This window comes from Streptomyces sp. NPDC102514, assembly GCF_055584525.1.
Genome location: NZ_JBVJLW010000004.1, coordinates 583,840 through 603,853, shown reverse-complemented (window position 1 = coordinate 603,853; position 20,014 = coordinate 583,840). Strand labels below are relative to the sequence as shown.

The following is a 20,014-nucleotide window of genomic DNA, read 5'->3' as shown; positions in this document are numbered from 1 at the left end:
AAGGGGCCGGTACGGCCGGGCAAGCGGCCCGTGTCAGCCCTCGCCGCAGATCCGCTGCCCCACCGGCGTCGCGCACGGCAGATGGCCGTGGGTGCGGATCACGTCCTGGCCGCTGCCCCGGCTGATGTACGTGAGAAAGCTGGAGACGAGCGAGTCGGCGGGCGGCGAGCCGTAGGTGTACGCGTACTCGATCTCCCGGTACGGGTACGCGCTGGTGCCGTGCTCGATCTCCTCGACCGACGGGTCGTGGCCGTCGAGGGTGACCCGGTGCACGCCCTCGTGGCCGGTGGCGAGGTTGAGTTCGCTGTAGCCGATGGCGCCGGGGACGCGGGCGACCGTGCTCAGCACCTGGTCGGTGGAGAACAGTTCGCAGCGGATCACCGGGGCCGCCGCGTAGTCCTTGTGCTCGCAGTCCGAGGAGTAGTTCGCGCCCTCGTTGCGGTTCAGGACCCGGCGCTGGAAGACCTTGCGCGTACCGGAGTTGGCGTCGCGGCTGATCAGGTGGACGGGCAGGTCGGGGCCGCCGAGCTGCTTCCAGTTGCTGATCCGGTCGCTGTAGAGACGGCGTACGTCCTCGGTCGACAGGTTCTTCACCGGCAGGTCGTCGTGGGCCACGAGCACGAAGACCGAGACCGCGACCCGGGTCTCGCGCAGCTCCCGCAGACCGCTCGGCTTGGGGCCGTCGGACAGGGCGATCACCGGCGGGGAGCCGTGCTTCGACCGGGCGCCCAGCGCGGCGAGTTCCTGGACCCCGGCGGTCGAGCCGTGCGGGTCCACGTCGATCGACACGCCCTCGCAGTCGTCCTCGTACTTGGCGGCCAGTTCCCGCATCACGGGCCCGAACGCCGTCGAGCCGGTCACCGTCAGCCCGCCCTGCTCGCAGCCGATCGGCGGCGGGGTGCCGTCGCGGGTCACCACGATGCCGGCGAGTGCGAGCACGCACAGCGTGAGCAGCCCGGTGATCAGCCGTGACGCCCGGCTGAACAGCGCCGGCGTACCGTCCACCGGCGCGGCGCGGTTGGGGTGCACCTCGCCGTCGCGGATGCCGCCGATGAGCCGTATCCCGCTGCCCACGTCGCCGCCCGACAGCAGGACGAGCAGTTTGAAGTGCTCGCCCCGGTTGAGCGGGACGCGCGGGATGCGCAGGGTGCTGCCCTGGTAGCCGAGGCCGTTCGACGGGGTGAAGTGGTCCATGAGGTGGTCGGTCTCGGGCGGCTGGGTGACCGACACCCCGCGGATCGTCCGGTCCGTGAACACCGCGGTCAGGCCGTGGAGTTCGCGTCCCGTGTAGTCCATGTCGGCGATGCTCTGCGAGCCGTCGTTCTCGATGCGCAGCAGGACGAGCGTCGCGTCGGCCATGCCGGGCGCCTCGTCGAAGAGGCCGAGCCGGACGCTGGCCCGGCCGAGGCGGACGTCGTCCCCGATCGGGTTGTCCATCTGCACGCGGTAGCCGATACGTTTCCGCCGCGGCACCCGGCGCTCGTACCAGACCATGACGCCCGAGGCGACGATGCCGACGGCCGCCGTGCCCACGGCCACCACGTTCTCTGCGCTGAGCCACTCCACTGGGTGCCCCCACCACTCCCGGAGTTCGACGGTGCGGACACTGTACGAGCGGGACGCGGGGGAACCCGGTGACGACCACTGAAGTTCAGCAGCTGTTCAAGGGCCCCGCTACTGCTTCGTGTACGTCAGCGCGTCGCCGTTGCTCGCGTTCACCCGGCGCAGCCGGCCGTCCGGCAGGAGGGTCAACTCCGTTGCCGCGCCCGGTGAGCAGGACGTGGCCGGTTCGCCGACGGTGACCTCGGACGGGCCGATCCGCAGCGGACCGCCGTCGCTCGGGGCCTCGCTGAGCGTCGCCCGGAACACACAGTGGTACGTGCCGCCGTCCGCCGGTCCGTCCGCCGTGAGCGAGAGGACCGTGGCACCCACCTCGCCCTGCTCGATGGTGAGTCGACGGGTGTTGCGGCCCGTCGCGTTGTCGATGGACGCGGTCCAGGTGCCGAGGTACCCGGTGGGGATCGCGCCGTCCGCCGGTGTCTCCTCCCCCGTGCCGGGCGGCTGCGTCGAGGGCTTCCGGCTGGACTGGCCGGGGGTGGTGGGCGCGGCCTTCGTCCGGGACGCGCCGGGGTCGCCGCCCGCCCGGCCGCCGTCCCCGCCGCCGTTCATGAGCGCGTACACGGACGCACCCGCGCCGAGCGCGACGACCAGCGCGACCACGATCAGCAGGGCGGTGGAACGGGCGTTCCTGCGCGGCTGCTCCGGTTCCGGCACGAAGCCCGGTCCGTACGCGGGCGTCGGGCCGTACGGGGGTGTCGGGCCGTACGGGGGTGTCGGGCCGTAAGGAGGGGTCGAACCCGGGTTCGCCGCATGGCCGTTGGGGTTTCCGTAGCCGCCCGGGGGCACCGACCAGCCGCCGGGCTGCTGCTGGTGCTGCTGGTGCGGGTAGCCGTAGCCGGCGGCGGGCTGGGGGTGCTGCTGGGGATAGCCGTAGGCCGGGTGCACGGGGCCCGGGGCCGGGGTGTGCGCGGGCGGGGCGGCCGGAGGCGGAGTCGGGGACCCGCCCGCGGTCATCGTCGGGAGGTGATCGGCGGGGGTGCCCGGGGGCGGTTCCGGGGCGGGCAGGGAGGAGGCGTCGGGGGTGGGGGCGTGTTCCGGGGAAGCCGTGGGCGGGGGCACGGAAGGTGGTGCGGAAGGAGGTACGGGGGCAGCGGGCGGGGCGGCTTCGGGCGCCGGGGCCGGTGTGGGGCCCGGGGCGGGTGTGCGGTCCGGAGCCTCCTCGTCCCCGGGAGCCCCCGGACGGGCCGAGACGTCCGGATCCTCCGAGTCCAGCAACTGCACCGCGTGACGGCCCAGTTGGGCCACCAGCATCCCCGGCAGCCAGGGGTCGCGGCTGCGGCCGTCCGCGACGGTGTCCTCCGCTCCCGTGCGCTCCAGGATGTCGTCGAGCGTCGGGCGGGAGGCGGGGTCCTTGCGCAGGCACTGGCGGACGAGGTCGGCGATGCCCTCCGGCACCCCTTCCAGGTCCGGTTCCTCCTGCGCGATACGGAACATCAGGGCGTGCACCCCGCTGTTGGCCGCGCCGAAGGGCAGGACGCCCGTGGCCGCGTACGACAGGACCGAGCCCAGGCAGAAGACGTCGCACGCGGGCGTGACGCGGTCGCCGCGGACCTGCTCGGGGGCCATGAAGCCGGGCGAGCCGACGAGTGCGCCGGTGCGGGTGAGGCCGCCGTCGGTGACCGTCTCCAGCGCGCGGGCGATACCGAAGTCGATGACGCGCGGGCCGTCGATCGTGACGAGGACGTTCGACGGCTTGAGGTCGCGGTGGATCAGTCCGGCCGCGTGGATGTCCTTGAGCGCGTGCGCGAGACCGGCCGCGAGGATCCGTACGGAACGTTCCGGGAGCGCGCCGTGGTCATGGCCGACGACCTCCTGGAGCGAGGGCCCCGCCACATAGCCGGTGGCCACCCACGGGATGGCCGCCTCGGTGTCCGCGTCGAGCACCGGCGCCGTCCAGTAGCCGCCCACGCGCCGGGCCGCCCGCACCTCCTGACGGAAGCGGGCGCGGAACTCCTCCTGTTCGGCGAGTTCCTGGCGGACCAGTTTGACCGCGACGGTCCTGCCGCGGTCGGAACGCGCCAGATACACCTGGCCCATACCGCCCGCGCCCAGTCGCGCCAGCAGTCGGTACGCGCCGATGCGGTGCGGATCCGCAGGTCCGAGCTTCTCCATCGAAACGCCGCCCTCCCCCGTACATGTGCGACAGCCCGAGGATAGTGCGGCGGAACGAGGACACGGCAGGGGCGGTGTCTACGGTTCCGTAACAGGGGGTGCGGGTTCCGTGACCGCCTCCATCGCCCCGATCAGCCGTTCCAGCACCCGCACGGTCTCGGCCAGTCCTTCCTCCCCGAACCTCTCGCCGATCTCCTGCCCGATCCTCTCGCCGGTCTTCCCGCCGAGGGTTTCGGCGAGCCGGTCCGCGAAGGCCGCGTGACCCGGGCCGATCTTCCGGACGGCCTCGAAGCCCTCCCCGGTCGGCCGGAGCAGTTTGGCGCGGCGATGGGCGGGGTTGGGCACGTACTCGGCGAGCCCCCGCTCCACCAGCAGGTCGGCGATCCGCTGCACGCTCTGCCGGGTGATGCCCATGGCGCGGGCGATCCCCGAGACGGGCAGGGGTTCCCGCAGGACGGCGCCGAGCACCTGCCACCGGGCGGCGGTGAGCCCGGCCGGCCCGGCCAACTCCTCGGCGACGCCCAGGTACTGGCCGTTCAGCCGGAAGACCGCGAGCGCGCTCCGGCTGAACAGGTCCTGGCGTTCCCGGCCCGCCTCGCCCTCCCCGCCCGACCCGTCACCCGTTCCGCTCACTGTCCGGCCGCCTCAAGGACCGCGTACGCCTGCGCGTCCGAGTCGTGGAACAGCCGGTACCAGGCGTCGAGCACCTCTCCCTCGTACACGCCGAGCAGGGCGAACACCTCCCGCGCGAACGCGACGGGCTCGGTGGGTCCCGCGGTGACGAGCCCGCGGTCCGTCACGGCGTCGGCCTCCACGTACCGGTCACCGCCCTGGTAACCGGTGGCGGCCAGATAGAAGGAGACGGCTCCGGTGTGCGCGCGGTCGTCGAGCAGTCCCTCGCGGGCGAGTCCCGCGGTGGCCCCGCAGATCGCGGCGACGGGCACGCCGGCCGCCAGGAACTCCCGCGCCGCGCGGGCGAAGGGGGCGAGTGCGTCGCCCGTGTCCCACAGGTCGGCGCCCGGCAGGATCAGCAGCGCGGCGTCCTCGGGGCGTACGTCGTCGAGCGTCACGTCGGGCCGGATCCGCAGCCCGCCGACGGACCGCACGGGGTCGCCGGACAGGCCGACCGTCCGGATCTCGTGGCCGGCGCGGGCGAGATACGCGGTCGTGTGACCGGTCTCCCAGTCGGCGAGCGTGTCGTAGACGGCGAGGTACACGGGCTTTCGGACGGGATTGCGGACGCTGTCGCGGGTCATGGCTTCTCCTCGGTCGCGCGGTCACCGGCTCGCTCAGTATGTCAGCATGCTGTCATCACGACAGCATGCTGACAATACATCCCCGGCGCCCGGCCGGGGCCTCCCCACACACGACAACCTGTCGCGTTCACGGCCGCACCGCAGACAGGACGCCGATGTCGCGCCCGCGCCCCGGCCACCTACGCTCGGGCGCATGACCCCTCAGCCCAATCCCCAGGCCGGCGCCGCCGTGAAGGCCGCGGACCGTGCGCACGTGTTCCACTCCTGGTCAGCGCAGGAGCTCATCGACCCGCTCGCCGTCGCCGGTGCGGAGGGGTCCTACTTCTGGGACTACGACGGCAAGCGGTATCTCGACTTCACCAGCGGCCTCGTCTTCACGAACATCGGCTACCAGCACCCGAAGGTCGTCGCCGCGATCCAGGAGCAGGCCGGGAGGATGACCACCTTCGCGCCCGCGTTCGCCGTCGAGGCCCGGTCGGAGGCGGCACGGCTGATCGCGCAGCGGACGCCGGGCGACCTGGACAAGATCTTCTTCACCAACGGCGGCGCCGAGGCCGTCGAGAACGCCACCCGCATGGCCAAACTGCACACCGGCCGCCCGAAGGTGCTGAGCGCCTACCGCTCGTACCACGGGGGCACCGCCGCCGCGATCAACCTCACCGGCGACCCGCGCCGCTGGCCGAACGACAGCGGGACAGCCGGGGTCGTGCGCTTCTGGGCGCCCTTCCTCTACCGCTCCCCCTTCCACGCCGAGACCGAGCGGCAGGAGTGCGAGCGCGCGCTCCAGCACCTCGCCGACACCATCGCGTTCGAGGGTCCGGCCACCATCGCCGCCATCATCCTGGAGACGATCCCGGGCACCGCGGGGATCATGATCCCGCCGCCCGGCTACCTGGAGGGCGTCCGCGCGCTCTGCGACGAACACGGCATCGTCTTCGTCCTGGACGAGGTCATGGCCGGCTTCGGACGCACCGGCGAGTGGTTCGCCGCCGACCACACCGGTGTCGTACCGGACCTGCTGACCTTCGCGAAGGGCGTGAACTCGGGGTACGTGCCGCTCGGCGGTGTCGCCATCTCCGGGGCGATCGCCGACACGTTCGCCCGGCGCCCGTACCCCGGCGGGCTCACCTACTCCGGGCATCCGCTCGCCTGCGCCGCCGCCGTCGCGACCCTGAACGTGATGGAGGAGGAGGGCGTCGTCGAGCAGGCCGCCCGGATCGGCGAGAGGGTCCTCGGCCCCGGGCTGCGCGAGCTGGCCGAACGCCACCCGAGCGTCGGCGAGGTGCGCGGCACCGGCGTCTTCTGGGCCCTGGAACTCGTACGGGACAGGGAGACCCGCGAACCCCTCGTCCCCTACAACCCGCAGGGCGAGGCCAACGCCCCCATGGCGGCCTTCGGCGCGGCGGCGAAGGCGCACGGACTGTGGCCCTTCATCAACATGAACCGCACCCATGTCGTCCCGCCGTGCAACATCACGGAGGCGGAGGCCAAGGAGGGCCTGGCCGCGCTCGACGAAGCACTCTCCGCGGCGGACGAGCACACGGCCGGGTGACGCCTCCCGTGGACCGGGCCGAGAGGCCCGGCACAGGGCGTGGCGGAGGGGTGTGACGCAGGACTCCCGCAATCCGGGTGGCCCGACATCGAACGCGTAAGGTGACTGGCTCGTAGACATGAGCGAGTACTTATTCGATGGGGGAAGGACCCGGACGATGCGCGGCACCGGCAGTGGCGGCGGCAATGGGGCCGTCACCCGCAGCACCCTGCGGCAGCAGATCGCGGACGCGCTGCGCGACGAGGTGCTCGCCGGGCGCCTCCAGCCGGGCAAGGAGTTCACGGTCAAGGAGATCGCCGAGCAGTACGGCGTCTCCGCGACCCCCGTCCGTGAGGCCCTGGTCGATCTGTCGGCCCAGGGCCTCCTGGACGCGGACCAGCACCGCGGGTTCCGCGTCCACGAGTACTCCCTGAACGACTACCGGGGCATGATCGAGGCCCGCAGCCTCGTCACGGAGAGCATCTTCCACGGGCTGCTGGACGCGTCGGCCACCACCACCCGGGGCGCCCTCGCGGCGCTCGCCACCCGCTCCGACGACCCGCGCACCGCCGCCGCGCTCGCCGCGGTGCGCCGCCGCGGCGAGGAGGCGCAGCGGGCCGCCGCCGCGGGCGACCTGAACGTCCTCATCGGCTACGACCTGCGCTTCTGGCGCGAGCTGAGCAGCCTGTTCGGCAACCCGTACCTCGCCGACTTCCTGCACCGGCTGCGCGTCCAGTCCTGGGTGTGCGCGGTCCAGCACCTGCGCCGGATCGAGGATCTGCGCGGCCATCTGTGGGCCGAGCACACCGACCTCGTGGACGCCCTCACCCGGCGGGACGCCCCGGCGGCGCACGAGATCGTCGCGGCGTACAACACCCACTCGCTGGCGCTGATCGAGCTGCTGGCGCAGGGCTGAGAGCCGCGGGCCTGCGGCGGGCCGGCCGGTGTGGGGTATCCGACCCGCACGAGGGGGACCTACCGTGCCTTCACCCATTACGCTGCCTTGACCACCGTGCTGAACGAGGAGCTGTCAATTGGCCTGTGACCTGTGGCTGGTCCCGCTCGTCGACGTGTTGTGCCACACCCCCGACAACCCCTTCGCCGAGGAACTCGCCCTGTACGACAAGGCGCTGGGCGAGGCCGGACTACCGCCGGTGCCGGTGTACGCGTACATGCCGGGCCTCTCCGGCGACGTGGCGCCGGTCGCGGGCTTCGACTACGACGCGCTGCACTTCCTGCGCCGCGCGTACCTCCTGCAGGTGTGCCAGCTGCCGGTGACGCCGGTCGGCGAACTGGGCGGCGACTACGAGCAGCTGCTGGAGATGTTCGACACGACGGCCCAGCAGTCCCACCTGGTCTGGCACTACGACCACGCGGGCGCGTACGTCCCCGTCGACTTCCCGCACCCGCTGTCGAGCGACGAACTCCTCGCGGGAGGCGGTCCGCTGGGCTCCTCCCAGGTGCTGCTGCGCGAGCTGGAACTGGTCGCGCCGTCGATCGGCATCGACCCCGCCAACCCGCCGGTGCCGCCGCAACCTCCGATGGCACCCACGGAGTTGGAGGAGCCGGCCGCCCCGGCCCCCTTCGACGCGAGCCCGTTCGCCCGCGAACGCCACGTGTGGCTGGGCCTGCACGCCGCGGCGACCCGGAGCCTGGCCCAGGGCTCAATGATCATCTTCAGCTAGGACCTGTTCCGGGAGCGGAGGCAGCGCCCCGCCGGGGGAACGGCGGGGCCTCTCAGCGGAGTTGGGACAGGCCCTTCTGGAGGTCCTCGCCGTTCATGATCGGGGACACCTCGACCTCCGCGTCGAACTGGGTGAAGAACGGCTCACCCATGGCGGGCAGCTCCGAACTGTCCCGCATGTCGAGGAACAGCAGGGCGGTGCGCCGGCCGCCCAGGGCGCCGAAGTACGCCGCCTCGGGCTTGAGATGGTCCAGCGCCTCCTTCATCAGCTCCGGCATCTTGCCGCTGCGGATCGCCTCGTTGGCCCTCTCCGTGTCCATGGTCGCCTTGAGCAGAACGCGCATCGCACTCACCTTCTCCGGTCTCGCGGATCCACGCGCATGCGCACACGTTCAGATTATGCCCGTTATGTCGCTATTGACAGGTCGGGCACGCAAAACCGCCGCCTCGCACGATGGGTTCGTACGAGGCGGCGGTCACGCGCGTGTCGCTCGCGCGCCGGGCGGTGCTGCCGCGGGCAGTCCTGCCGATGAGCGGTGCTACCGGAGGAACGAGTTGATCTCGATCGTCTCGTCGCGGCCCGGGCCCACGCCGATGGCGGAGATCGGGGCGCCGGACATGTCCTCCAGCGCCTTCACGTACGCCTGGGCGTTCTTCGGGAGGTCGGCGAAGGTCTTGGCCTTCGTGATGTCCTCCGACCAGCCGGGCAGGTTCTCGTAGATCGGCTTCGCGTGGTGGAAGTCGGTCTGCGAGTAGGGCAGCTCCTCGACGCGCTTGCCGTCGATCTCGTACGCGACACAGACCGGGATCTCGTCCCAGCCGGTGAGGACGTCGAGCTTGGTGAGGAAGAAGTCCGTCAGGCCGTTGACGCGCGTCGCGTAACGGGCGATCGGCGCGTCGAACCAGCCGCAGCGCCGGTCGCGGCCGGTGGTGACCCCGCGCTCGTGGCCGATGCGGCGCAGCGCCTCACCGTCCTCGTCGAGCAGCTCGGTCGGGAACGGACCCGCGCCGACCCGGGTCGTGTACGCCTTCAGGATGCCGATGACCCGGCTGATCTTCGTCGGGCCGACACCCGAACCCGTGCAGGCGCCGCCCGCGGTCGGGTTCGACGACGTCACGAAGGGATACGTGCCGTGGTCGATGTCGAGCAGCGTGCCCTGGCCGCCCTCGAAGAGGACCACCTTGTCGTCGTCGAGCGCCTTGTTGAGCAGCAGGACGGTGTCGGCGACGTACGGGCGCAGCCGCTCCGCGTAGGTCAGCAGCTCCTCGACGATCTGCTCGGTCTCGATCGCGCGGCGGTTGAAGACCTTGGTGAGGAGCTGGTTCTTGCCGTCGAGGGCCGCCTCGACCTTCTGCGTCAGGATCGACTCGTCGTACAGGTCCTGGACGCGGATGCCGACGCGGTTGATCTTGTCGGCGTAGGTCGGGCCGATGCCCCGACCGGTGGTGCCGATCTTCCGCTTGCCGAGGAAGCGTTCCGTCACCTTGTCCACCGTCACGTTGTACGGCGTGATGATGTGCGCGTTTCCGCTGATGAGGAGCTTGGACGTGTCGACGCCTCGCTCGTTCAGTCCGTTCAGCTCGGAGAACAGGACCGACGGGTCGACAACGACTCCGTTACCGATGACCGGGGTGCACCCCGGCGAGAGGATTCCGGAAGGGAGGAGGTGGAGGGCGTACTTCTGATCGCCCACGACTACCGTATGGCCGGCGTTGTTGCCGCCTTGGTAGCGCACCACATAGTCCACGGAACCACCGAGCAGGTCGGTGGCCTTTCCCTTGCCTTCGTCACCCCACTGAGCACCGAGCAGCACAAGTGCGGGCACGCGCGTACACCCCTTCCGGGCGGGGCATGTCCAAGGTCGGGGACGTACGCGGCTGTATCTGGTACGGCTGCGTACGCCGGCGACCACCTTTGGCCGCGACCGTCGGACCGGATGCCCCGGAATAGACGAAGCCCCTGGCGCAATAGCGCAAGGGGCTCTTGCACAAAGATGCTACCCGAGGAAGCGAGGCATGACCGAGGTGGCGACTTCCGACCAGCTCCTGGTGGTCATCGACCCGGTCGCCCGTCACGGTGACGGTGAGGCGGTACGGATCGCAAAAGACGTGCTCAGCGCGGGTGCGGCGGCAAAAGTGTGCCTCCCTGACGGGCCCGAGGAATTCGATCGGGCACTGGCCCGGAGAGGGTCGCGGCGACCCGTCGTGATCGGGGACGACCGGGCGCTGCTGCGTGCCGTGTCCCTTTTGCACCGGCGGCGCGAGCTGGCCGGATGCGCACTGTCCCTGGTGCCGGTGGGGGTGGGTGACGGAGCCCTGACGCTCTCGCGGGCCCTCGGCGTGCCCATGGGAGCCGTGGCGGCGGCACGGGCCGTGCTCGACGGGTCCGAGCGGCGGCTCGACCTGCTGGTGGACGACAGTGACGGGGTGGTGCTGGGGGCGCTGCGGATTCCGCCGCTGGGCGGGTCCGCCGACTCCCCTGCGGGGGACGGTCCGCCCCATCCCCCGCACTGGCTGCGGACCTGCCAGTCCCTCGTCCGCACGCTCGCCGCGCGGCCCGCCCGCGCACCCGCGTCCGCCTCCCCCGGGCCCGCGCGGCTGCGGGTCGAGGTCGACGGGCGGACCCTCGTCGACCTGGACCAGCCCGTGGAGGCGGTGTCGATCACCCCGGGAGGCGCCGGGGGTGGCGCGCGGATCGAGATCCGGCCCGTCTCCGTCGGCGCGGAGGCGGCGCCGCTGGAGGCCGTGGCGCGGACGATCACCGTGTCGGGGGCGGATTTCCGGTATCGGGCGGATGCGGTGGTGGGTGGACCGGTGCGGACGCGGACGTGGACCGTCCGGGAGGGGGCATGGGGGTTGACGCTGCCGGGGTGACCCTCGGGGGCCGGCCCCCGAACCCAGGCTCCTCAAACGCCGGAGGGGCTGAAGGGTTGCCGGACCGGCGGATATCCTTCAGCCCGTCCGGCGTTTGAGGACAAAGGGGGCGAGGGGGCGCAGCCCCCATGCAGTGACGGGAAGGGTAGGGGCGGCGGGGGCGAAAAAAATCCCTCAGCCGTCGCCGAAGTGGCGTTCCCGGTGGATCCGCCAGCGGTCCATCATCAGCGCCACCTCCCCGTCGACGAACTCGAAGAACGCCAGCGTCTCGGCCAACCGCCGCCCCGCCGGACTCCCCCCGCCCAGACTGTCCACGCCCTCGCGCAGAGCCCGCTCCCACCCCTTGATGACCGCCTCACGATTGGTGAGCGCCTCGTACCACTGGTTGCTGTGCACCCGGTACCGCTCGCGCCGCGACCCGGGCTCACGCTCGCGCGCGACCATGTGCTGCTGCGCGAGATAGCGCACCGCCCCGGACACGGCGGCCGGACTGATCCGCAGCTGTTCGCCCAGTTCGACCGAGGTCAGCGTCCCGGAGTCGGAGGAGAGCAGTGCGGCGAACACCCGGGCCGGCATCCGCTGCATCCCGGCCTCGACGAGCTGTGCGGCGAAGCTCTCGACGAACTTCGAGACCGCCTCGGCGTCACGCGCGCCCTCACTCGGTTCCGCCATCCCGTGATCCGTCCTCTCCCGTACCCCCACCTGCGCGTTCACCGGGTGGCAATTCTATCCGTCGTTCATACGCTTCCTTAACTTCACAAGTTTGTGAAGTAAGCGTACGTTCTGAAGCATGACGAAGGCCATCACCGTCTCCGGACTGCACAAGTCGTTCGGCGGCACGCACGCTCTGGACGGACTCGACCTCGACGTCGAGACCGGCGAGGTCCACGGCTTCCTCGGCCCCAACGGCGCCGGCAAGTCCACCACCCTCCGCGTCCTGCTGGGCCTGCTGCGCGCCGACTCGGGCACCGCGCGGCTGCTGGGCGGGGACCCGTGGGCCGACGCGGTGGAACTGCACCGCCGGATCGCGTACGTCCCCGGTGACGTGACCCTCTGGCGCAACCTGTCCGGCGGCGAGGTCATCGACCTGTACGGGCGTCTGCGCGGCGGCCTCGACCAGACGCGCCGCGCCGACCTGATCCGGCGCTTCGAACTGGACCCCACGAAGAAGGGCCGCACCTACTCCAAGGGCAACCGGCAGAAGGTCGCCCTCGTCGCCGCCTTCGCCTCCGACGTGGACCTGCTGATCCTCGACGAGCCCACGTCGGGCCTGGACCCGCTGATGGAGGAAGTCTTCCAGCGGTGCGTCGAGGAGGAACGCGACCGGGGCCGCACCATCCTGCTGTCCTCCCACATCCTCAGCGAGGTCGAGGAGCTGTGCGACCGGGTCAGCATCATCCGCAAGGGCGTCACGGTCGAGACCGGTTCGCTCGCCGAGCTGCGGCACCTCACCCGCACCAGCGTCACCGCCGAACTCGCCGGACCCCCCGACGGACTGGCCGCCCTGCCCGGCGTCCACCACCTCGACGTCCAGGGCGCCCGGGTCAGGCTCCAGGTGGACAGCGACAGGCTCAACGCCGTACTGCGCGCACTCACCGCGTCCGGCGTACGGTCCCTGACCTCCACGCCGCCCACCCTGGAAGAACTCTTCCTGCGCCACTACCAGGAGGACGTGCAGGCGGAGGCGGTGTCCCGATGACCGCCGTGACCCCGACCGCCGGGCCCACCGCCGTACGGGGCAGGGGTACGCGCCAACTGGCGGGCACCTGGCCCCTGTTGCGGCTCGCACTGCGCCGCGACCGGGTGGTGATCCCGCTCTGGGTCGGCGTCGTCGCCCTGATGGTGGTCGCCATGCCGGGCTCCCTGAAGAGCGTGTACTCCACGGCCGCCGAACGCACCGACCTCGCCCACCAGATGCTCACCAACAGCTCCCTGCGCGCCCTGTACGGGCCGGTGTTCGGCGACTCGCTCGGCGCACTCGTGGCGTGGCGCATCGGCGCGTACGCGGGGGTGTTCGCCGGGATCATGAGCCTGGTCGTCGTCGTGCGGCACACCCGGGACGAGGAGGAGAGCGGCCGTCAGGAGATGGTCTCGGCGGGCATGGTGGGCCGCCGCGCCCCGCTGACCGCCGCGCTCCTCGCCGCCCTCGTCGCGAACGCGGCCCTCGCCCTGCTCATCACCGCCGGCCTCGCCGGGCAGGGCTCGTCGGGCGCCCCGGCGCTGGGGCTCGGCACGGCCGGGGTCGGCATGGTCTTCGCGACGGCTGCGGCGGTCGCCGCCCAGCTCACGGAGAGCGCGCGGCTCGCGAAGGGGCTGACGGGAGGCCTGCTGGGCACGGCGTTCGCGCTGCGGGCCGCCGGTGACTCCTCGGTGAGCGACGGCTCGTCCGTGCTGACCTGGCTGTCCCCCGTCGGCTGGCTGGAGAACCTGCGTCCCTTCGCGCACGAACGCTGGTGGGTCCTGCTGCTCTTCGCCGCCGCCGTCACGCTCCAGGGCGCGACCGCGTACGAACTGGCCGGGCGCCGCGACGTCGGCATGAGCTTCCTCGCGACCAGGCCCGGCCCCGCCGCCGGCCGCCTCGGTACGGCGGGCGCGCTGGCCTGGCGACTGCAGCGCGGCAGCGTACTCGGCTGGAGTCTCGGTTTCCTCGCCGCCGGGGCCGCCTTCGGCGGGGTGACGCAGGGTGCGACGGATCTGGTCGGCGACAACGAGCGCACCCGCGAGATCATCGAGCGCATGGGCGGACAGTCCGGCATCACCGACGCGTTCCTCGCCACGATGGTCGGCATGCTCGGCATGGTCGCCGCGCTGTACGTCGTCCAGTCCGTGCTGCGGCTGCACGGCGAGGAGACCTCCCAGCGCGCCGAACCGGTCCTCGCGGGCGCGGTGGGCCGCCTGCGCTGGGCCGGCGGCCACCTGCTGATCGCCTTCGGCGGGGCCGTGCTCATCATGCTCCTGGGCGGCCTCGGCCTGACAGCCGGCTACGGGCGGTCGCCGGGCCCCGTCCTGGGCGCCTGCCTGGTCCAACTCCCCGCGATCTGGACCATCGGCGCCCTCGCGGTCCTCCTGTACGGGGTGTCTCCACAGCTCGCTCCGGCCGCGTGGGCGGTGGCCGGCACCGCCCTGCTCCTGGGCTGGATCGGCCCGGCCCTGAACCTCCCCGCCCCCCTGCTGAACCTCTCCCCCTTCGCCCACCTGCCACATCTCCCCGGCACGGAAATGACCTGGCCCCCGGTACTGACACTCACGGCGATCGCCACGGCATTGACCACGACAGGCCTGGCGGCCTTCACCCGCCGCGACCTGACAACGGGCTGAGACGCCGAAGGCGCCCTCAAGGGGCGCAGGGAACGGCGCAGGCTTTTGCCTTTCGGGGGCGCGGGGAACGGCGCAATCGGTTGCCTTTCAGGGGCGCGGGGAACTGCGCGACCCGCCCCCACCGGACCCGCGGACGACTCACAACGGCGAGACCCCGCCACCTCAGGGGCGCGGGGAACTGCGCGACCAGCCACGACGCACCCGCACGTCACAGCCGGTCCGTCACGACCGGTCCGTCAGACCTCGACCAGTAGCCCGTCCAACCCCCGGATGACGAAGTTCGGCTTCCGCGAAGGCTCGGCCGCGAGCCGAAGCGAGGGAGCCTGCTCCAACAACGCCCCCATGGACGCGGCGAGTTCGATCCGGGCGAGCGGCGCCCCGATGCAGTAATGGATTCCCGCACTGAAGGAGATGTGCGGATTCTCCACCCGCGACAGATCCAGCGCCTCCGGCGCGGCGAACACCGCCGGGTCACGGTTCGCCGCCCCGAAGAGCAGCGCCACCTCACTCCCCCGCGGAATCACCGTCCCGTCGACCTCGATCTCGTCCAGCACCCACCGCTCGAACAGCTGCAACGGCGTGTCGTACCGCATCAGCTCCTCCACCGCCGTACCCACCAGCCCCCGGTCCGCACGCAGCGCGGCCAGCTGCTCCGGGTGCCGGAACAGCGCCCACCAGCCGTTCACCGTGGCGTTCACCGTCGCCTCGTGGCCCGCGTTGAGGAGGAGGACGCACGTCGAGATCATCTCCTGCTCACTGAGCCGGTCCCCCTCGTCGTACGCCGCGATCAGCCCCGAGATCAGGTCGTCCCCGGGCTCCTTGCGCCGTACCGCGATCAGCTCCCGCAGGAACTCGGTGAACTCGACCGACGCCCGTACCGCCTTCTCCGCCGTCTCCTTCGACGGGCTCAGCTCGTACATCCCGCAGATGTCCGCCGACCAGGGCCGCAGTTGCGCCCGTTCGGACTCCGGGATGCCCAGCATCTCCGCGATCACCGCCACGGGGAGGGGCTCGGCGACGACCGTCAGCAGGTCTCCGCCGCCCGCGGCGACCAGCTCGCCCACGAGGTCGGACGCCAGCCGGTCCACGTACGGCCGCAGCCGTTCGACCGTGCGCGGGGTGAACGCCTTCGACACGAGCCGCCTGATCCTGGTGTGGTCCGGCGGTTCCAGGTCGAGCATGCCGTGGTCGTTCAGCACGTGGAACGGTTCGTGCTCGGGCGGGGGCGGGGTCCGTCCGAAGTCCTCGTGCGTGAACCGGTGCTGGTAGGTGCGGCCCAGCCTGCGGTCCCTGAGCAGCGTCGACACGTCCGCGTGGTGGGGTACCAGCCACTGGTTGGTGGGCTCGTAGTAGTGGACCCTGCCGTGGGCGCGGAGGTCCGCGTACGCGGGGTAGGGGTCCGCCAGGAAGGTCTGGTCCCAGGGGTCGAAGGACTTCGGGGGGTTGATGGCTGCCATGTCCGGACGCTAGCCGGTTGTGTCCCTGTCTGGACAGGGCCTGCCCTCTTGAACTGGGGGTTCGCTCTCCGGGCGTCGGTTTCGGCTGCGGGCCGGTCGGGGCTGGTCGCGCAGTTCCCCGCGCCCCTGAAAGACAAAAGACTGCGCCGTACCCCGCGCCCCCGAGGGGCTGCCCCTGGCGGTGTCAGCCCGGTGTCACCAAGCGGGCCTCGTAGGCGAAGACCGCTGCCTGTGTTCGGTCTCTGAGGCCGAGTTTGACCAGGATGCGGCTCACGTGGGTCTTGATGGTGGACTCGGCCACGACCAGGCGGCCGGCTATCTCGACGTTGGACAGGCCCTGGGCGATGAGGACCAGCACCTCGGTCTCGCGGTCGGTCAGATCGCCGTACGCCGCGTGCGCGGTGGCCGAGTAGCGGGGCTCCTCGGACAGCTTCGAGAACTCCGTGATCAGCCGCTTCGTCACCGAGGGCGCCAGCAGTGCCTCGCCGGCCGCCACCACCCGTACCCCGTCCGCGAGCTGCCGGGCCGAGGCGTCCTTCAGGAGGAAGCCCGACGCCCCGGCGCGCAGCGCCTGGTACACGTACTCGTCGAGGTCGAACGTCGTCAGTACGAGCACCTTCGCCGCGCCGTCCGCCGCGACGATCTCGCGCGTCGCCTCGATGCCGTTCATCTCGGGCATCCGGATGTCCATCAGGACAACGTCCGGGGCGAGCTCCCTGACCCGGTCGACCGCCTCCCGGCCGTTGACCGCCTCGCCCACCACCTCGATGTCCGGCATCGCGCCGAGCAGCACCGAGAAGCCTTCGCGGACCATCATCTGGTCGTCGGCGATCAGTACCCGAATGGTCATGCCGTGTCCTCCGTCGACGCCGCCGCCGACGGGACCGGCAGGAAGACCGCGACCTCGTAGCCCCCGTCGTCCGTCGCCTCCGCCGTCATCTCCCCGTCCAGCATCGACACCCTCTCCCGCATACCGGTGATGCCGTGCCCGGCGCCCGGTGACGGCTTGACCAGCCCGGTCGCCGGACCGTTCACCATCCGCAGCCCGAGCCCGCCGAGCACATAGCTGACCTCCACCTTGGCCGGCGCGCCAGGCGCGTGCCGCAGGCTGTTGCTCAGCGCCTCCTGGACTATGCGGTACGCGGACAGCTCGACGCCCTGCGGAAGCTCCCGCACGGCTCCCGTGACCGTGCTGTCCACTCTCAGGCCGGCGTCGCGCACGTTCTCCAGGAGGCGGTCGAGGTCGGCGAGCTTGGGCAGCGGGGCGTCCGGGGCCTCGTAGTCCTCGGCCCGTACGACACCCAGGACCCGGCGCAGCTCGGAGAGCGCGATGACGGCGTTCTCCCTGATCACCTTGAAGGCGTACTCCAGCTCCGGCGGCGGGTTCTCCACGCGGTAGGGCGCGGCCTCCGCCTGGATGGCGACCACCGACATGTGGTGGGCGACCACGTCGTGCAGCTCGCGGGCGATCGTCGTGCGCTCTTCGAGCAGGGTCCGCTTGGAGCGCTCGTGCGCGGTCACCGTCTGCTGGGCGGTCACCTTCTGCACGGCTTCGCGGCGCACGTGCCACACCGTGACGACCAGGAGGGTCAGCGCGCTCACGAACAGGAAGGGCATCGTGTTCGTGTAGTAGTGGCCGCTGAGGAAGAAGCCCTGCATGACGAAGCCGTAGACCGCGGTCAGCGTCCACATCCAGGCCGCCGTGCGGGGCCTGGTCCGCATCGCCACGACCGTGAGAACGGCCAGCTGGGTCGCGAAGGCGCCGGGTGCCCAGGGCCAGTCGCTGTCCCACCAGCTCATGTACTGGGCCGTGACCGGTGGCACCACCATGGAGGACCAGAAGGCGACGACCGGCCTGAGCAGGGTCAGCAGGACCGCGCCCATCCCCATGACGCCGGTCAGGAACTGCACGAGATCGCCGCCGCCGTTGGCCGCGAGGGAGATGAGCAGCGTGATCAGGGCGGCCAGCACCACCAGGGCGTGCGGGAGCAGGGCGGCTCCCTCCCTGAGGCGCGACGGCAGGCTCCGGAGGACGGGTCCGTCGGTCCGCATCCTGGGAAGCGGACGGACGGCGAAGGCGTCGTGGAACAGGTCCTGCCACAGGCCCCGCGACACGTCCATCGCGAGCTGGAACTCGGGACTGCGCGGCCGGCCGGCGCGTGGCTGTGTCATCTGCGTCTGGATCGTCTCGGTCATGTACAGAACGTAGGCCGCGGCGGGGGTGGTGGTCGTCACCAGTGAGACGGGTTCTGCGACCTCCCTCTCAGGTACTACGGGTCCCGAGGTGTCCCGAGGCGGCCCGCCCACCAGAGCCTTGTGGGAACCGCCCGCCCTACCAGGCCAGTTGGGCGATCTCCTCCGCCACCACCGCGCACGCGTCCGCCGCCGGGTCGATCAGGGGGAAGTGGCCCACGTCCTCCAGGAGGGTCAGGCCCACCACCTCGCCGGCCTTCGCCGCCGCGTCCGCGTACGCCTCGGCCACCGCCTGTGGCACGACGGTGTCCGTCCGGCCCTGGACCAGCGTCGTGGCGATGCCCGTCGGGAGGAGCAGGGCCGGGTCGGCGTACGGCTGCCGTTCCTCGAACGCGGTTTCGCCGCCGAGGAGTTGGAGCGTGGCTCCGGAGCAGACGTCCAGCTTCTCCGCGACCGTGAAGTCGGCGATCGGGGCCAGGGCGACGACACCGCGCAGCTGCGCCGGCCTCTCCAGGTACCAGGGCGCGTCGGCCGGCAGCAGGTGCCGGGCGGCCGCCCAGAGCGCCAGCTGACCGCCGGCCGAGTGGCCGGTGACCACCGTGCGGCGCACATCGGCTCCCGGCAGGGCCTTCCGTACGAGGGCCGGCATCGCGTCCAGCGCCGCCGCCACGTCGTCGAAGGTGTCGGGCCAGCGCCCCGCGACCGGTCCCGTACCGCCCTGCGCCGGGATCGTGCCGCCGCGCCGGTACTCGACGTTGGCCACGGCGAAGCCGCGGCGGGCCAGGAAGTCCGCGAACGGGGTGATGTGCCGCCGGTCGTACGGGGCGCGCCAGGCGCCGCCGTGCAGGACGACGACGAGCGGGGCCGACTCCTCGCCGCCGCGCGGTGCGTAGAAGTCGACGACCTGGTCTGGGTGGTCGCCGTACGCGGCGGTGGCGTCGGGGTCGACGGGCGGATGCGAGAAGGCCGACTCCTCCTCCGCGGCGTCGCGGGCGTCGTCCGGCATGCTCCAAGCCTCTCAGCGGTGCGGTGTGCGTTCCCCGGCCCGTGAGCTCTCGGAGCTTGCGGTCAACGTGCTCCGGGTCGCGGGTCGTTGGCGGGACGCTATCAGGCCGGTGACGTGCGTCTAAACACCGCCGTGACGCTCGGTGAGGGGTAAACGGTGCTGGTGTTTCGTTACGCTGGTGGAGTGCCCGCCCACCACCGCGCCTGATCGCGAAGGAGTCCCCCTCATGACCGCCGCGCCCGACGAAACCGAGAGCGGGCCGGGACCCGGCTCAGGACCCGGTCCCGAGCCCGGGACCGTCCGGCCCGGGGGGCGTACCGCTCGGGTTCGTACGGCCGTGTTGCAGGTCGCCGGGGACGTGCTGGCCGAAGAGGGGTTCGCCCGGCTCGATCTCGCGGACGTGGCCCGGCGCGCGGGGGTCGGGAAGACGACCGTGTACCGGCGCTGGGGCTCGGTCACCGGGCTCGTCGCCGACCTGCTCGGTGACATGGCCGAACAGTCCCTCCCCCGTACCGAGACGGGTTCCGTGCTCGGGGATCTGCGGGCCAACGCCGCGCTGGTGTGCCGGACGCTCGCCGACCCCCGGCAGGGGGCGTTGTTCCGGGCGGTGATCGCCGCGGCGGCGTGCGACGCGCGTACGGGGGAGGCGTTGCGGCGGTTCTACGAGGTGCGGGTCGCCGAGTGGGCACCCTGCGTCGAACAGGGCGTCGCTCGGGGGGAGTTGCCGGTGGGGACCGATGCGGGGGAGGTCGTACGGGCTGTTTCGGCGCCGCTGTACTACGCGTTGCTCACGTCGGGGGTGGTGCCGGACGAGAGCGCCGGGGAGCGGGCCGCGGCGGCGGCGGTTGCCGCCGCTCGGGGTGGGGTGTTCGTGGCGTAGGGGGTTTTCTCGCCCCCGCCGCCCCTACCCGTCCCGTCACTGTGTCCTCGAACGCCGGACGGGCTGGTTCTCCAGCCCGTCCG

Annotated in this window: 18 protein-coding genes; 7 read left to right on the top strand and 11 right to left on the bottom strand. The window is 71.9% G+C overall.

Features of this window, described 5'->3' with window-relative positions; translation table 11 throughout:
* Positions 1 to 33 precede the first annotated feature (33 nt).
* From ACZ60E_RS14075 to ACZ60E_RS14060, 4 genes are all read right to left on the bottom strand, one after another.
* Positions 34 to 1,566, bottom strand: coding sequence for a substrate-binding domain-containing protein (locus ACZ60E_RS14075; RefSeq protein ID WP_469440336.1), 1,533 nt, complete (start codon positions 1,564 to 1,566; stop codon positions 34 to 36).
* A 108-nt stretch (positions 1,567 to 1,674) separates the two neighbouring features.
* Positions 1,675 to 3,732, bottom strand: a complete 2,058-nt coding sequence (locus tag ACZ60E_RS14070; RefSeq protein ID WP_469440334.1) for a serine/threonine-protein kinase — start codon at positions 3,730 to 3,732, stop codon at positions 1,675 to 1,677.
* Between the two features lie 78 nt (positions 3,733 to 3,810).
* Entirely contained in the window at positions 3,811 to 4,365 is a 555-nt protein-coding gene (locus tag ACZ60E_RS14065) for a MarR family winged helix-turn-helix transcriptional regulator (RefSeq protein WP_469440332.1), read from the bottom strand.
* Entirely contained in the window at positions 4,362 to 4,988 is a 627-nt protein-coding gene (locus ACZ60E_RS14060; protein WP_469440330.1) for a type 1 glutamine amidotransferase family protein, read from the bottom strand. The genes ACZ60E_RS14065 and ACZ60E_RS14060 overlap by 4 nt, the downstream gene beginning before the upstream one ends.
* A gap of 193 nt (positions 4,989 to 5,181) precedes the next feature.
* Between ACZ60E_RS14060 and ACZ60E_RS14055 the strand changes: the two genes are divergently transcribed.
* The 3 genes from ACZ60E_RS14055 (at position 5,182) to ACZ60E_RS14045 (ending at position 8,204) form a co-directional block, all read left to right on the top strand.
* Positions 5,182 to 6,540 carry an aspartate aminotransferase family protein gene (locus tag ACZ60E_RS14055; protein WP_384805811.1) on the top strand — a complete coding sequence of 453 codons (1,359 nt, stop codon included), beginning with the start codon at positions 5,182 to 5,184 and terminating at the stop codon, positions 6,538 to 6,540.
* A 157-nt stretch (positions 6,541 to 6,697) separates the two neighbouring features.
* Positions 6,698 to 7,435, top strand: coding sequence for a GntR family transcriptional regulator (locus tag ACZ60E_RS14050; protein ID WP_384805813.1), 738 nt, complete (start codon positions 6,698 to 6,700; stop codon positions 7,433 to 7,435).
* A 118-nt stretch (positions 7,436 to 7,553) separates the two neighbouring features.
* Positions 7,554 to 8,204 (top strand): hypothetical protein, encoded by a 651-nt coding sequence (locus ACZ60E_RS14045; protein ID WP_384805815.1) that lies wholly within the window; start codon positions 7,554 to 7,556, stop codon positions 8,202 to 8,204.
* Positions 8,205 to 8,256: 52 nt separating this feature from the next.
* Here the strand turns inward: ACZ60E_RS14045 and ACZ60E_RS14040 are convergent, their stop codons facing one another.
* Together ACZ60E_RS14040 and ACZ60E_RS14035 are read right to left on the bottom strand one after the other, a co-directional pair.
* The gene (locus ACZ60E_RS14040) at positions 8,257 to 8,547 is read right to left on the bottom strand and encodes a hypothetical protein (RefSeq protein ID WP_384805817.1); all 291 of its coding nucleotides are present in this window, start codon (positions 8,545 to 8,547) and stop codon (positions 8,257 to 8,259) included.
* A 195-nt stretch (positions 8,548 to 8,742) separates the two neighbouring features.
* The gene (locus ACZ60E_RS14035) at positions 8,743 to 10,029 is read right to left on the bottom strand and encodes an adenylosuccinate synthase (protein WP_328495527.1); all 1,287 of its coding nucleotides are present in this window, start codon (positions 10,027 to 10,029) and stop codon (positions 8,743 to 8,745) included.
* A 190-nt stretch (positions 10,030 to 10,219) separates the two neighbouring features.
* Here ACZ60E_RS14035 and ACZ60E_RS14030 point away from each other — a divergent pair, with 190 nt between their 5' ends.
* Positions 10,220 to 11,077 (top strand): diacylglycerol kinase family protein, encoded by an 858-nt coding sequence (locus ACZ60E_RS14030; protein ID WP_469440327.1) that lies wholly within the window; start codon positions 10,220 to 10,222, stop codon positions 11,075 to 11,077.
* A gap of 174 nt (positions 11,078 to 11,251) precedes the next feature.
* Here ACZ60E_RS14030 and ACZ60E_RS14025 read toward each other — a convergent pair whose 3' ends face one another.
* Positions 11,252 to 11,749 (bottom strand): GbsR/MarR family transcriptional regulator, encoded by a 498-nt coding sequence (locus ACZ60E_RS14025; protein WP_469440325.1) that lies wholly within the window; start codon positions 11,747 to 11,749, stop codon positions 11,252 to 11,254.
* A gap of 118 nt (positions 11,750 to 11,867) precedes the next feature.
* On the opposite strand from ACZ60E_RS14025, the gene ACZ60E_RS14020 reads away from it, so the two are divergent.
* Entirely contained in the window at positions 11,868 to 12,776 is a 909-nt protein-coding gene (locus ACZ60E_RS14020; RefSeq protein ID WP_453795808.1) for an ABC transporter ATP-binding protein, read from the top strand.
* Positions 12,773 to 14,395, top strand: coding sequence for an ABC transporter permease (locus ACZ60E_RS14015; RefSeq protein ID WP_469440324.1), 1,623 nt, complete (start codon positions 12,773 to 12,775; stop codon positions 14,393 to 14,395). The genes ACZ60E_RS14020 and ACZ60E_RS14015 overlap by 4 nt, the downstream gene beginning before the upstream one ends.
* 236 nt (positions 14,396 to 14,631) lie before the next feature.
* On the opposite strand, the gene ACZ60E_RS14010 is transcribed toward ACZ60E_RS14015, so the two are convergent.
* The 4 genes from ACZ60E_RS14010 to ACZ60E_RS13995 form a co-directional block, all read right to left on the bottom strand.
* Positions 14,632 to 15,852, bottom strand: a complete 1,221-nt coding sequence (locus ACZ60E_RS14010; protein WP_469440323.1) for a cytochrome P450 — start codon at positions 15,850 to 15,852, stop codon at positions 14,632 to 14,634.
* A gap of 184 nt (positions 15,853 to 16,036) precedes the next feature.
* Positions 16,037 to 16,702: a response regulator gene (locus ACZ60E_RS14005; protein ID WP_384805829.1), complete on the bottom strand. Its 666-nt coding sequence runs from the start codon at positions 16,700 to 16,702 to the stop codon at positions 16,037 to 16,039.
* Positions 16,699 to 18,048: a sensor histidine kinase gene (locus tag ACZ60E_RS14000; RefSeq protein WP_469440321.1), complete on the bottom strand. Its 1,350-nt coding sequence runs from the start codon at positions 18,046 to 18,048 to the stop codon at positions 16,699 to 16,701. Before ACZ60E_RS14000 ends, ACZ60E_RS14005 begins: the two co-directional genes overlap by 4 nt.
* Before the next feature lie 136 nt (positions 18,049 to 18,184).
* Positions 18,185 to 19,051: an alpha/beta hydrolase gene (locus tag ACZ60E_RS13995; protein WP_384805833.1), complete on the bottom strand. Its 867-nt coding sequence runs from the start codon at positions 19,049 to 19,051 to the stop codon at positions 18,185 to 18,187.
* A 226-nt stretch (positions 19,052 to 19,277) separates the two neighbouring features.
* Here ACZ60E_RS13995 and ACZ60E_RS13990 point away from each other — a divergent pair, with 226 nt between their 5' ends.
* Positions 19,278 to 19,931 (top strand): TetR/AcrR family transcriptional regulator, encoded by a 654-nt coding sequence (locus ACZ60E_RS13990; protein WP_469440317.1) that lies wholly within the window; start codon positions 19,278 to 19,280, stop codon positions 19,929 to 19,931.
* The last annotated feature ends 83 nt before the right edge of the window (positions 19,932 to 20,014 follow it).